Here is a 12,735-nt window from a genome sequence, read left to right as displayed (position 1 = left end):
CGAAGGAGGTTACTTCATGACATTTCAAAAAGTCTTAATCGCAAACCGCGGCGAAATTGCAGTCCGCATCATCCGTGCCTGCCGGGAGCTCGGCATCTCGACGGTTGCGGTATATTCCGAGCCTGACCGGGACTCGCTGCATGTTCGCCTGGCGGATGAAGCTTATTGTATCGGTCCGACGTTATCGAAGGACAGCTATCTGAACTTTACGAATATTATGAGCGTGGCGACCTTGACCGAATGCGATGCCGTCCATCCGGGATACGGCTTCCTTGCCGAGAATGCCGACTTCGCCGAAATTTGCGAATCCTGCAACATCACCTTTATCGGTCCGTCAGCCGATGCCATCAACCGCATGGGTGATAAGGCGGTAGCCAAGCAGACGATGAAGGATGCCGGCGTACCGGTTATCCCCGGCTCCGACGGGCTGATCGAGGATCTGAATGAAGCGGTTATGCTGGCCCGCGATATCGGCTATCCAGTGATTATCAAAGCCACCGCAGGCGGCGGAGGCAAGGGCATCCGGATCGCCGAGGACGAGGAAGCGCTGATCAAGCAGATTACGACGGCCCAGCAGGAAGCTCAGAAAGCCTTCGGCAATGCCGGCGTTTATCTGGAGAAATATTTGACGGGCATGAAGCACGTCGAAATTCAAATTATCGCGGACAAGCACGGTAACGCGGTCCATCTCGGAGAGCGGGACTGTTCCGTTCAGCGCCGGAGACAGAAGCTCGTCGAGGAAGCGCCTTGTCCGGTGATCACGGACGAGGTCCGTACCCGGATGGGAGAAGCGGCCGTGCGTGCAGCCAAGGCGGTTCAGTACTCCGGAGCGGGAACGCTGGAGTTCTTGCTCGGTCCGGACGGGCAGTTCTATTTCATGGAGATGAATACCCGGATCCAGGTGGAGCATCCGGTGACCGAGATGGTAACCGGCGTTGACCTGATCCAGGAGATGATTTCGGTGGCTGAAGGCAATCCGCTCTCCTTCACCCAAGAGGATATCGTGATCAATGGTTGGTCGATTGAGTGCCGGATCAATGCCGAGAATCCTGACAAAGGCTTTATGCCGGCACCGGGTACGATTCAATTCTACCTGCCTCCGGGAGGTCCTGGCGTGCGCGTGGACAGCGCGGCTTATCCGGGCTATACCATTTCGCCGTATTACGATTCCATGATCGCGAAGCTGATCGTATGGGCGCCGACCCGGAACGAAGCGATTGCGAAGATGAAGCGCGCGCTTTCCGAGTTCGAGATTGAAGGCATCTATTCCACCATACCGTTCCACCAAAAACTGATGAACCATCCAACCTTTATCAAAGGCGATTTCGATATTAAGTTTTTGGAAGAAAATGAGGTTTAAAACGTTTGGCCAAGTTTGTCATAAACTTGGCCAAATGGTATAGTATGAGTAATAAGAGCGCATGCCTCAAGCAGTCCCTCGAGCATCCGCAAACTTATTCCCGAAAGGTGTGTTGAGACTATGGCTGAGACATTGCCAACTACAGAATTTGAACGTACGGATATCGGTGAAATTCAGATTGCGCCCGAAGTCATCGAAGTTATCGCAGGGCTTGCAACGGTAGAAGTCCGCGGGGTTGCAGGAATGAGCGGCGGCTTTGCCGGCGGCATCGCCGAGCTGCTTGGCCGGAAGAATCTGTCCAAAGGCGTCAAGGTTGAAGTCGGACAACGCGAGGCGGCTGTTGATGTATCCGTTATCGTCGAGTACGGACATCGTCTTCCGGAAGTCGCTGGGGAAATCCAGCGTAACGTGAAGCGGTCCATCGAGAATATGACAGGTCTTACCGTCGTTGAAGTCAACGTACATATTCATGATGTGCATTTCATGAAGACAAGCGAGAAGAACGACGATCTGGATCTGGTGCAGCGCGTGAAATAAAATGAATCATTTCATAGCCCCCGGCAGCAATGTCGAGGGTTTAATCTAATTTAAGGGAGGCTGTGCGGGTCGTGGCCAAAATCATGGACAGACTTCTGCTGTTTATATACAGCTTAAGTATCGGTGTTATATCTGTAATTGCCATCCTCCTGTTAAGCGGTGCGGTTCCGTATCAATTGACGTTTGCCCAGGAGCAGCAGCTCATCCTGGCGGGAATAATCATTGCTGCCGTATGGTTTCTGCTCAGCATCCGGTTCTTTTACATTTCGGTACGGCGCGACCGCTCCACGCTGAATTCGATCGATCAGCGCACGGAGTTTGGAGACATTCAGATTTCGGTGGAAACGATTGAAAATCTGTGCCTGAAGGCAGCGTCCAAGGTGCGAGGCGTGAAGGACCTGAAGTCCCGGATCAAGGTATCCCAATCGGGGCTTGAGATTGCTATCCGTGCCGTGGTGGACGGTGAGGAATCCATTCCGGCGCTGACGACCGAGGTGCAGAAGCAGGTGCATGATTTCGTTGAAGAGACGACGGGCATTCCAGTCTCGTCCGTATCCGTGTATATCGCTAACGTGGTTCAGGCGCCTAGCTTCAAGAGCCGCGTGGAATAGAGGTGAATTTCCCAAATGCCTTGGAAAGAAATATGGGAGAGTCACAGAGGGCGGATCGTCGGCGTCGCCGGCGGACTTGTGTGCGGACTGATTTATCTATTATCCGGTTTTTGGGATATGCTGTTCTTTGCATTAGTGGTTTTTATCGGCTATATATTTGGCAAGCGCAAGGATTTGAACCAAGGCTCCATCTTCCACTTCCAGGAATGGGCGCGCTGGTTGTCCGAGCGTTGGCGGCCGTTTAAATGAACCCTGTGATATGCTTCTTTCGGCAAAAAAGCTAAAGGACAGGTTAATCATGCCTTTTTTGCGGAAAGCAGCGGTTCACAGGTTTTTTTATTGTGAAGATCATGCCATGGATTCCAATGAGGGACCTTTCGGTGCGCGATATCATAGAGGGAAACCGTTCGGTTCGTCAATAAAACCGTTCGGTTCGTCAATAAAACCGTTCCCTTGGAGCAGCTGGAATCGAACTTTGCGAAATCCTGGTCAAAACTTTATGGAAAATTGATAATACTAATCAGAAAAATGGATTCAGGCAGGGTCCACAGGAGGAACAAGATGAAAAGACGTGTAGCTAGGGAGATCGCCGTTCAAAGCCTGTATCAGATGGAAATGAACGATGTCGACAGCCTGGAGGCTGTATCGATGCTGCTCTCGGAGGCGGCCGAAGAGAATGAGACGGAGCGTGTGATCGGCGACGAGGTTCAGATGAAGGAGTATGTGCTGGAGCTGGTCAACGGAACATGGGGCTCAAGGGAAGCGATCGATGAGCTGCTCGCTCATTACTTAAAGGGCTGGCAGGTTAGCCGCCTTTCCCGCGTGGATCGCCAGATTCTCCGTCTGGCTGTATACGAGCTCGGGTACCGTGATGACGTGCCCGGCAAGGTGGCCGTCAACGAAGCGATCGAGCTATCGAAGCATTTCGGTACCGAGGAATCGGGCAAATTCGTAAACGGCGTATTAGGCCGCATTATCCAGGAGCTGGATCAAGTCAAAGCGAAGTTGCATCAATCATAATCCTGCGCCCAACAATGGCAGGCGGTCAGATCATTCAAATCATAGTGAGGAGAGATTAGGATGACAGCAGCAACGATCATTAATGGTAAACTGATATCCGAAGAAATTCGCGAAGGAATCGCGCTGGAGGTGCAGCAGCTGTCGAAGCAGGGCGTGCGCCCGGGCCTGGCGGTCGTGCTGGTCGGAGACGATCCCGCTTCCCATGTCTATGTCCGAAATAAGGAAAAAGCGTGCCATGATCTCGGCTTCTATTCCGAGGTGCATCGACTTCCTGCGGATTCCAGCCAGGACGAGGTGCTCGCTCTGGTGGACAAGCTGAATAAGCAATCGTCCATTCACGGGATTCTCGTTCAGCTTCCGCTCCCGGGCCATATTCAAGAGAAAGCGGTGATCGATGCGATTGCCGTTGAGAAGGATGTGGACGGGTTTCACCCGGTCAATGTGGGGAACCTGGTCATCGGGGACGACAGCCTGCTGCCATGTACCCCGGCGGGCGTCATTGAGTTGATTAAACGGACAGGCGTCGAAATATCGGGCAAGCATGCCGTCGTGATCGGCAGATCCAATATAGTAGGCAAGCCGGTTTCGCTGCTGCTGCAGCGGGAAAACGCGACCGTAACGATGTGCCATTCCAGAACGAGCAACATGCGGGAGATCGCGAAGCAGGCCGATATTCTGGTCGTCGCCATCGGTCGGGCGAATATGATTGACGCCAGCTATGTCAAGCCGGGCGCCGTCGTGATCGATGTCGGAATGAACCGGCTGGAGAACGGCAAGCTTGCAGGTGACGTCGATTTTGCGAGCGTCAAGGCGATTTCGGGTCCGATTACGCCAGTTCCCGGAGGCGTCGGTCCGATGACCATCACGATGCTGATGAAGAATACGCTGCTGGCCGCCAAACGGCTGAGCGGCATTGAATAATATGAAATCCGTGGATCCGGGACGCGTCCTGTCCGTTAAGGATTTGAACCGATACATTCGAATGAAAATGGAAGGCGACTCCAGACTGTCCGACGTCTGGATTCGCGGAGAAATTTCGAATTTTACGCATCATTCCAGCGGACATATGTACTTTACGTTGAAGGATGAAGGCAGCCGAATCCGGGCGATCATGTTTGCGAGCCATAATCAGCGTTTGCCGTTTATCCCCAGAGAAGGCTCGAGGGTGATAGCCAGAGGCAATGTCTCCGTCTATGAACGGGACGGTCAATATCAGTTTTACGCCATTCAGATGCAGCCGGACGGAATCGGCAGCCTGTATCTCGCGTACGAGCAGCTCAAGTCAAGGCTTGAAGAAGAGGGCTTGTTTGCCCAGGAGCTTAAACGTCCGCTGCCGAGCTATCCGAAGACGATCGGGGTCATTACCTCACCGACCGGGGCTGCGGTTCGCGATATTATAACTACGATCCAGAGACGCTATCCGCAAGCGACCGTTCAGCTGTATCCGGTCCTGGTTCAGGGAAAGTCGGCAGCCCCCTCCATTGTGAAGGGGATCCGTGCGATGAACGAGCTTGCCGAAGCGGATGTGCTTATTGTCGGCCGGGGCGGAGGCTCGTTGGAGGAGCTGTGGGCGTTCAATGAGGAGATCGTCGCCAGGGCGATCCATCAATCGAAGATTCCGGTGATCTCGGCCGTCGGCCATGAGACGGACTTTACGATCGCCGATTTTGTGGCTGATGTGCGGGCAGCAACGCCGACAGCGGCAGCCGAGCTTGCGGTTCCGAGCCGTGCGGAGCTGAAGGGACAGATCATGCAGCGCCAACGGCAGCTCAATCAAGGGCTGCAGCAGCGGCTTCAGCGGAGCCGGGAACGCCTAGCGAGACTTCAGCGCTCGCCCGTGCTGAACCATCCTCGCCGCTACATGCTTCAGCATGCCGAGCGCTTGGACATGCTGTCCTACCGTCTGCAAGGAACGCTCAAGTCGCAGCTTTCCTTCTACCGACAGCGGCAGCGGTCGCTGCATCAGGGACTGGTCAGATTCAATCCGCGCGCCCAGGTCGAGCAGGCCGGGGTGCGAAAGGAACAGGCGAAGCGGCGGCTGATGCTTGCCATGCAATCGATCCGCAGATCGAAGCTGTCCCAGCTGCAGACGGAGATTCGCCATCTGGACGCGCTCAGCCCGCTTAAGATCATGTCCCGAGGGTACAGCCTGGTTTATGACGAGCAGGAACAAAGGCTGATCAAATCAGTGGAAGATGTGCAGCTCGGCGATTTGGTTCAAGTGAGGGTCAATGATGGCCGGCTGCAGTGTCAAGTGTGGGGAATGAAGGAGGATGAAGAACGTGGCTAATGAGACAAACGACTTGATGGAGATCAGCTTTGAAGAGGCGATGGCACAGCTTGAACGGATCGTCGAGCAGCTGGAGGACGGAGACGTCCCTTTGGAGAAGGCGATCGACTTGTTCCAGCAAGGGATGAAGCTGTCTCAAATGTGCAGCCAAAAGCTGGAGCAGGTTGAACAGAAAATCGAGATGATCGTCGAAGAAGGCGGGGAACTCAAGCGGAAGCCCTTTGGCGGTGCGCTTGATGAGACAGGTGAATTGAGTGAATAACAGACTTCCTTTTCAGCAATATATGAATGACATCTGCGACAGGCTGGACAGCGAGCTTGCCGCCCTTTTTCCGGAGGGGTGGAAAGTTCCTGAAACCCTTCATCGGTCGATGACGTATTCCTTAATGGCAGGCGGAAAGCGTCTGCGCCCGCTGCTGGTCATCGCGGCTTGCGAAGCAGCCGGCGGGAGCAGAGAAGCGGCTATGCCGGTGGCGTGCGCCGTTGAGATGGTGCATACATACTCGCTCATCCATGACGATCTGCCTGCGATGGACGATGATGATTTCCGGCGGGGGAAGCCTACGAATCATAAAGTATTCGGTGAAGCAGCGGCGATTCTGGCAGGCGATGCGCTGCTGACGCATGCTTTCTACAGCATTGTGCAGTCTTCCCGCAAGCACGGGATTCCTGCCGATCGGGTGCTGTCGATTGTTGAGGACCTAGCGGAATATGCCGGTCCCCGGGGCATGGTTGGCGGCCAAGTGGCCGATATGGAAGGTGAGCAGGGATTAACCAGCCTCGAGCAGCTGGAGTATATTCATCTGCATAAAACGAGTGATCTGATCATGTTCTCCCTCATGGCTGGTGGACGGGTAGCAGGCTGCTCCGAAGCCCAGATCGCGTCGCTGCGCTCCTTCGGCAAGCACATCGGGCTGGCTTTCCAAATCCAGGACGACATCCTCGATTTGATCGGCGATGAGGCCAAGCTCGGCAAGCGGACGCAAAGTGACGTGAAGCAGGAGAAGGTGACGTATCCGTTTTTTATCGGCTTGGAGGCCTCGAAGCGGGAGGTTGAGCGTCTGACCGCCGAAGCGAAGAGCGCCATCTCCGAAGGGAATTTTCCGGACCCGTCCAGACTGCATGAAATTGCGGACTTCCTGTTGGCCCGCGACCACTAGAGCGGGGTTACTTGCACCCAAGTTATTTGTGATATAATGTCTTTATGTGGCTGATGATAGCGCAGCCTTCATGTATTCGTTAACTTTACTTTATCAAGGAAAGCGGGGAGATTCTTCGTGCTGCTTCCAAATATCAAACATCCCAACCAACTGAAAAACCTGTCGGTGGACGAACTTGAGGACCTGGCGGTACAAATCCGTCAGTTTCTGATTGAAAAGCTGTCCGTGACCGGCGGTCATCTTGCACCGAATCTGGGAGTGGTTGAACTCACGCTGGCCTTGCACTATTGCTTTGACAGCCCTCGTGACAAGATGATTTTTGACGTGGGCCATCAAGCCTATGTCCATAAAATATTGACGGGACGGATGGATAAATTCGACACCTTGCGCAAATACAAGGGGCTATGCGGTTTTGTGAAACGCGCGGAAAGCGAGCATGACGTCTGGGAAGCCGGTCATAGCAGCACTTCCCTCTCGGCAGCGATGGGCATGGCGATGGCGCGGGATCTGAAAGGCGACGACAACCGGGTGATCGCGCTCATCGGCGATGGCGCCCTTACGGGCGGGATGGCGTTTGAGGCCCTGAATCATATCGGCCATGAGCGAAAGAAGCTGATGGTCATCCTGAACGATAATGAAATGTCGATTGCTCCGAATGTCGGGGCGATGCATAACTATTTGAGCAAGATCCGCTCGGACCGCTATTATTTACGGGCGAAGGACGAGGTCGAGATGCTGCTCAAGAAAATTCCGGCGATCGGCGGCAAGCTGGCGAAGACCGCGGAGAAAATGAAGGACAGCCTCAAATATATGATGGTTCCCGGCGTTCTGTTCGAGGAGCTTGGCTTTACCTACCTGGGACCGGTGGACGGTCATGATTTGGGCAAGCTGATCGACACGCTGCAGCAGGCCGACAATGTCGACGGACCGGTGCTGATTCACGCGGTAACCACCAAAGGCAAAGGCTACCGCCCAGCCGAGTCGGATTCCCATAAATGGCACGGCATCACGCCGTACAAGATCGAATCCGGACAGGTGTTGAAAGCGGTAGGCAATCCGATGTATACGGAAGTATTCGGGCAAACGCTCGTAGAGCTCGGCGAACAGGATGAGCGTATTGTCGCCGTTACGCCGGCAATGCCGGGAGGCTCGGGCTTGATTCCGTTCGGCAAGAAATTCCCGGACCGGATGATTGACGTCGGCATCGCCGAGCAGCATGCGGCGACGCTTTGCGCCGCGCTGGCCATGGAAGGCTTGAAGCCGGTATTTGCGGTTTATTCCACCTTCATGCAGCGGGCATACGACCAGATCGTGCACGACATCTGCCGCCACAATGCCAACGTGATGATCGCCATCGACCGTGCGGGCTTTGTCGGCGCTGACGGCGAAACCCACCAAGGGGTGTACGATGTGGCCTTTATGCGCCACATTCCGAACATTGTCATTATGATGCCGAAGGACGAGAATGAGCTTCGCCATATGATGAAGACGGCGCTCGACTATAACGACGGACCGATCGCCTATCGTTACCCGCGGAACAATGTTCGCGGCGTTCCATTAGATCCGGAGCTCGTACCGATCCCGATCGGTACATGGGAAACGGTCCGCCGCGGCGAAGGCTATGCGATCTTGGCTGCCGGTCCGATGGTGCAGCTGGCCGAAGAAGCGGCCGATCAGCTGAAGCGGGAAGGCATTTCCGTTGAGGTCGTGAATGCGCGCTTCCTGAAGCCGCTTGACGGCGATATGCTGAAGAAGCTGGCGGCATCCGGAACGAGCATGGTCGTTCTGGAAGAGACTTCGCAGGCCGGCAGCCTTGGCAGCAGCGTGCTGGAGTACTTTGCCGAACAGGGAATTCATGATGCGGTTGTTTCGTTAATGGGGATTGAGGACCGGTTCATTGAGCACGGCAGCATCCAAGAGCAGCGGGAAGAGGTCGGCTTGACGCTGGAGGCGGTATGCAGCGAAATCCGGAGCCTCAAGTCTGCACGGACGGCAGCGCTCGGGAAGAGAAGTTTTACGTCTTAGAAACCATCAGGAGTGTTTTATGGAATCATCTCACAAGGAACGTGTTGATGTCCTGCTTGTGGAGCAGGGATTTTATGATAGCAGGGAGAAAGCCAAATCCGCCATTATGGCGGGTCTGGTCTATGCCGGAACCGAGCGCATCGAGAAAGCCGGCATGAAAATCCCGCGTACGACGGAGCTGAAAGTTAAGGGCTCTGTCCATCCTTATGTAAGCCGGGGCGGCCTCAAGCTTGAGAAGGCGATCTCTCACTTCGGTCTGGATATGAAGGGCAGAACGATGCTGGATATCGGCTCGTCCACCGGCGGCTTTACCGATTGTGCGCTTCAGCACGGAGCAAGCTACGTCTATGCGATCGATGTCGGATACAATCAGCTTGATTGGTCGCTTCGGAATGATGAACGCGTATGCGTTATGGAGCGGACGAATTTCCGCTATATGACGCCCGAGGATCTCAAGGGCCCCCGGCCGGATATCGCCAGCATCGATGTATCCTTTATATCGCTGCGAATTATTTTGCCGACGCTCAAGACGCTTCTGGACAGACCCGGAGATGTGGCGGCGTTAATCAAGCCGCAGTTTGAGGCAGGACGGGACAAGGTCGGCAAATCCGGCGTTGTCCGAGATCCGAAGGTCCACAAGGAAGTTCTTACGCAGGTGCTTCATTTTGCCGAAGAAATCGGATTCAGGCTGAACAACCTGACCTTCTCGCCCATCACGGGCGGGGAAGGCAATATTGAATTCCTGGCCCACTGGCGGCTTGAGCCGGAGGACGCGGCTGAAACGGAAGAACCGGTACAGCGAATGGATTCGTCCGAGCTGGATCAATGGATCGACAGCATTGTTAAGCAAGCAGCTCATACATTTACGGGAAACTCATCGAAATGATGGGTTTCTTTTGCTGAAAAAGAGGAATTTATGTTCCCATCCGCGAATATCAAATTCGAGGTGAGAGGATGAATGAGCGTTATGATGGATTGTTGATGGTGCTGCTCGGCATCGTTATCGTGCTCTTGATCGGCTACAGGGTCAACCGCTGGCTGATGTCACCGCAGCCTGACCTGCTGCCGGGAATCCCGATTAATGACCGAATTCCGGATCACCCAGCCATTGGGTTGCTCGAACAGGAAGGATATGAGGTCGTCGGGGGCAAAGTAAAGGTAAATCTGTCGTTTGACGCGGGGCACAAGCCGATCCGCAGCAGGCTATTCATTGATTACGTCGCATCCGGCAGCAACGGGGAGCTGTATATGGTCAAGCTGGCGCGTGAACGGATGCCGGTGGACTGGACGGGGGCCGGAATCCGGGATCGGCTGATGCCATACCTGCTGCTGTACCCCGAGTGCGCCGGGCTCCTGTATGTAGACATGAACGAGGGGGAAGTGCACCGACTCACCATGGATTGGTCCGATGAAGAATGGAATGGAAATGATGAATATAACACCTAAATTTCGGGAGGCTTTTACGAATATGAAGGGACAACGCCATATTAAAATCAGGGATATCATTACCCACCAGGACATCGAAACGCAGGACGAGCTGGTTGATGCTCTCCGTGCCGAAGGTTTTCAGGTGACCCAGGCTACGATATCCAGAGATATAAAGGAACTGCTGCTGATCAAGGTTCCGACCGACGATGGAAGGTATAAATATTCCATGCCGACGGATCAGCGTTATAATCCGGTACAGAAGCTGAAGCGGGCGTTGGTGGACAATTTCGTATATATTGACCGGGCCGGCAACCTCGTTGTGATGAAATGCTTGCCGGGCACCGCGAATTCGGTAGCCGTGCTCCTCGACAATATGGAATGGAGCCAGATTATGGGCACGATATGCGGGGACGACACGATTTTGCTGATATGCCGCACGGAGGAGGACGGGGAGCACGTTGTATCTCAGATCAAGAGCTATATATCGTAAGACTCGTATTCACGAGGCATTCATTCGATTTGCGGGTTGAGGGGGTTATAGGGATGTTAAATACGTTATCCATTCGGAATTTGGCGGTTGTTGAAAGCGTGGATGCTCAATTCTATCCGGGCTTTCATGTTCTTACGGGGGAGACAGGAGCAGGGAAATCCATCATCATTGATGCGCTGGGGCTGATTGCCGGCGGGCGCGGATCGGCGGATCTGATCCGGTACGGCTGCGATAAAGCGGAGATTGAGGCGCTGTTTGATCTCCCCCCGGCACATCCGGTGTGGCAAACATTAACGCATCTAGGCATTGAGGCGGATGCCGAGGAGCATCTGCTGATTCGGAGAGAGCTGACGTCGCAAGGCAAAAGCACATCCCGGATTAACGGTCAGCTTGTGAACTTGAGTATGCTCCGTGAAGTAGGGGAGAAGCTGATCAACATTCACGGCCAGCATGAGCATCAGAGCCTGCTGCGTTCGGAGCAGCACATGAGCCTGCTCGATACGTACGGGGACAAGATCATCGGTCCGGCAAAGCGAAGATATCAGGAGCTGTATTCGGAATTCAGCAAGGTGGAGCAGGAGCTCAAGGAATTGCAGGAGACGAGCCAGAAGGCATATCAGATGCTCGACATGTACCGGTTCCAGCTGGAGGAAATTGCGGCAGCCCAGCTGAAGCCTGGAGAGGACGAGGAGCTGTCCGAAGAGCGGGTCAAGCTGTCCCACAGCGAGAAAATGATGGACTCCGTCGCAGGCGCCTACGAGCTGTTATATGGGGGTTCATCAGGCTTGGAGGCGGTCAGCCGGGCGCTCAGCAGGCTGGAAGATGTCTCGGCATATGACGAGAAAGGGCTGAAGCCGCTCGTGGAGCAGCTGCAATCAGCTTATTACCAGCTGGAGGATGCCGTATTCCAGCTCCGGGATTACCGGGACGGGATTGAATTCAACCCGGAGCGGCTGAACGAGATTGAGCTTCGTTTAGATATGATCTCCGGTTTGCGGCGGAAATATGGGGATAATGTGGAGCAAATTCTGGAATACTACGGGAGAATCCAGCAGGAAACCGACATGCTGGAGAACAAGGACGAATTCATCCAGAGCTTGGAGAAGCGGCGGGACGAGCTGCTCACTGTAGCTTTGGAAGCCGCCAAGAAGCTAAGCGATGCCCGTAAGCGGTGCGCACGGGATTTGGCGACCCAGGTGGAGCGTGAGCTGAAGGACCTTCAAATGGAACGAACAAGGTTCGAGGTCCGTCTGGAGCTTCAGGATGCGCCGGACGGTTACGAATATGAAGGACAACGCATCCGGTTGACGAGACAAGGGATCGATACCGCGGAATTTCTGATATCGGCGAACCCGGGCGAGCCGCTGCGTCCGCTCGCCAAAATTGCGTCCGGCGGCGAAATGTCCAGAATCATGCTCGCCATGAAAAGCATTTTCGCCCGGCATGATCAAATCCCGGTTTTGATCTTTGACGAGGTGGATACCGGCGTTAGCGGCAGGGCCGCCCAATCGATCGCGGAGAAGCTGTACCTGCTGGCCAAGACATGCCAGGTATTCTCGATCACGCACTTGCCGCAAGTGGCATGCATGGCCGATCATCAATACCTGATCGAGAAGAAGGTCGTATCTTCAAGAACGATGACCCAGGTGGAGAATTTAAGCGAAGAGGGGCGGATCAAGGAGCTGGCACGGATGCTCGGCGGGGTCGAAATTACCGAAAAGACACTTCATCATGCCCAGGAAATGCTCAATCTGGCGGCGGCGCAAAAGGCTTCCAGAACGGCTTCGGGTCAATGATTGACAGTTATAAAAGCC

14 protein-coding genes are annotated in these 12,735 nt (G+C 54.5%); all 14 read left to right on the top strand.

Annotated elements, in window-relative coordinates:
* Positions 1 to 16: 16 nt before the first annotated feature.
* The 14 genes from accC (at position 17) to recN (ending at position 12,717) form a co-directional block, all read left to right on the top strand.
* The gene (gene accC, locus BBD41_RS04640; RefSeq protein ID WP_077565348.1) at positions 17 to 1,360 is read left to right on the top strand and encodes an acetyl-CoA carboxylase biotin carboxylase subunit; all 1,344 of its coding nucleotides are present in this window, start codon (positions 17 to 19) and stop codon (positions 1,358 to 1,360) included.
* 120 nt (positions 1,361 to 1,480) lie between these two features.
* Positions 1,481 to 1,897: an Asp23/Gls24 family envelope stress response protein gene (locus tag BBD41_RS04635; protein WP_007129723.1), complete on the top strand. Its 417-nt coding sequence runs from the start codon at positions 1,481 to 1,483 to the stop codon at positions 1,895 to 1,897.
* 71 nt (positions 1,898 to 1,968) lie between these two features.
* Positions 1,969 to 2,508: an alkaline shock response membrane anchor protein AmaP gene (amaP, locus tag BBD41_RS04630; protein ID WP_077565349.1), complete on the top strand. Its 540-nt coding sequence runs from the start codon at positions 1,969 to 1,971 to the stop codon at positions 2,506 to 2,508.
* A 15-nt stretch (positions 2,509 to 2,523) separates the two neighbouring features.
* Positions 2,524 to 2,757, top strand: coding sequence for a DUF2273 domain-containing protein (locus tag BBD41_RS04625; RefSeq protein ID WP_077565350.1), 234 nt, complete (start codon positions 2,524 to 2,526; stop codon positions 2,755 to 2,757).
* A gap of 312 nt (positions 2,758 to 3,069) precedes the next feature.
* Entirely contained in the window at positions 3,070 to 3,528 is a 459-nt protein-coding gene (gene nusB, locus BBD41_RS04620) for a transcription antitermination factor NusB (protein ID WP_099476843.1), read from the top strand.
* A 60-nt stretch (positions 3,529 to 3,588) separates the two neighbouring features.
* On the top strand, positions 3,589 to 4,449 hold the full coding sequence (gene folD, locus BBD41_RS04615) for a bifunctional methylenetetrahydrofolate dehydrogenase/methenyltetrahydrofolate cyclohydrolase FolD (protein WP_077565352.1): 861 nt from the start codon (positions 3,589 to 3,591) through the stop codon (positions 4,447 to 4,449).
* A gap of 1 nt (position 4,450) precedes the next feature.
* A complete protein-coding gene (gene xseA / locus BBD41_RS04610) occupies positions 4,451 to 5,818 on the top strand; it encodes an exodeoxyribonuclease VII large subunit (protein ID WP_099476842.1) in 1,368 nt (455 codons plus the stop codon).
* On the top strand, positions 5,811 to 6,080 hold the full coding sequence (gene xseB, locus BBD41_RS04605; RefSeq protein ID WP_077565354.1) for an exodeoxyribonuclease VII small subunit: 270 nt from the start codon (positions 5,811 to 5,813) through the stop codon (positions 6,078 to 6,080). Before xseA ends, xseB begins: the two co-directional genes overlap by 8 nt.
* A 22-nt stretch (positions 6,081 to 6,102) precedes the next feature.
* The gene (locus BBD41_RS04600; protein ID WP_206098311.1) at positions 6,103 to 6,978 is read left to right on the top strand and encodes a polyprenyl synthetase family protein; all 876 of its coding nucleotides are present in this window, start codon (positions 6,103 to 6,105) and stop codon (positions 6,976 to 6,978) included.
* A 117-nt stretch (positions 6,979 to 7,095) separates the two neighbouring features.
* Entirely contained in the window at positions 7,096 to 9,003 is a 1,908-nt protein-coding gene (gene dxs / locus BBD41_RS04595; RefSeq protein ID WP_099476840.1) for a 1-deoxy-D-xylulose-5-phosphate synthase, read from the top strand.
* A 19-nt stretch (positions 9,004 to 9,022) separates the two neighbouring features.
* A complete protein-coding gene (locus BBD41_RS04590; RefSeq protein WP_099476839.1) occupies positions 9,023 to 9,889 on the top strand; it encodes a TlyA family RNA methyltransferase in 867 nt (288 codons plus the stop codon).
* 68 nt (positions 9,890 to 9,957) lie between these two features.
* Positions 9,958 to 10,449 carry a hypothetical protein gene (locus BBD41_RS04585; RefSeq protein WP_099476838.1) on the top strand — a complete coding sequence of 164 codons (492 nt, stop codon included), beginning with the start codon at positions 9,958 to 9,960 and terminating at the stop codon, positions 10,447 to 10,449.
* 22 nt (positions 10,450 to 10,471) lie between these two features.
* Complete coding sequence (gene ahrC, locus BBD41_RS04580; protein WP_007129734.1) at positions 10,472 to 10,921, top strand: transcriptional regulator AhrC/ArgR; 450 nt, start codon at positions 10,472 to 10,474, stop codon at positions 10,919 to 10,921.
* A gap of 53 nt (positions 10,922 to 10,974) precedes the next feature.
* Complete coding sequence (gene recN, locus BBD41_RS04575) at positions 10,975 to 12,717, top strand: DNA repair protein RecN (RefSeq protein ID WP_099476837.1); 1,743 nt, start codon at positions 10,975 to 10,977, stop codon at positions 12,715 to 12,717.
* Positions 12,718 to 12,735: the final 18 nt, after the last annotated feature.

This window comes from Paenibacillus ihbetae (assembly GCF_002741055.1).
GTDB classification, from domain to species: domain Bacteria; phylum Bacillota; class Bacilli; order Paenibacillales; family Paenibacillaceae; genus Paenibacillus_AQ; species Paenibacillus_AQ ihbetae.
This window is presented reverse-complemented; position numbering and strand designations above follow the sequence as displayed.

Coding starts and splice junctions, on each gene's coding strand:
- nusB (WP_099476843.1), top strand. CDS start 3,070: ATGAAAAGACGTGTAGCTAGGGAGATCGCCGTTCAAAGCCTGTATCAG.
- BBD41_RS04635 (WP_007129723.1), top strand. CDS start 1,481: ATGGCTGAGACATTGCCAACTACAGAATTTGAACGTACGGATATCGGT.
- BBD41_RS04625 (WP_077565350.1), top strand. CDS start 2,524: ATGCCTTGGAAAGAAATATGGGAGAGTCACAGAGGGCGGATCGTCGGC.
- BBD41_RS04600 (WP_206098311.1), top strand. CDS start 6,103: ATGAATGACATCTGCGACAGGCTGGACAGCGAGCTTGCCGCCCTTTTT.
- ahrC (WP_007129734.1), top strand. CDS start 10,472: ATGAAGGGACAACGCCATATTAAAATCAGGGATATCATTACCCACCAG.
- BBD41_RS04585 (WP_099476838.1), top strand. CDS start 9,958: ATGAATGAGCGTTATGATGGATTGTTGATGGTGCTGCTCGGCATCGTT.
- BBD41_RS04590 (WP_099476839.1), top strand. CDS start 9,023: ATGGAATCATCTCACAAGGAACGTGTTGATGTCCTGCTTGTGGAGCAG.
- accC (WP_077565348.1), top strand. CDS start 17: ATGACATTTCAAAAAGTCTTAATCGCAAACCGCGGCGAAATTGCAGTC.
- folD (WP_077565352.1), top strand. CDS start 3,589: ATGACAGCAGCAACGATCATTAATGGTAAACTGATATCCGAAGAAATT.
- recN (WP_099476837.1), top strand. CDS start 10,975: ATGTTAAATACGTTATCCATTCGGAATTTGGCGGTTGTTGAAAGCGTG.
- xseA (WP_099476842.1), top strand. CDS start 4,451: ATGAAATCCGTGGATCCGGGACGCGTCCTGTCCGTTAAGGATTTGAAC.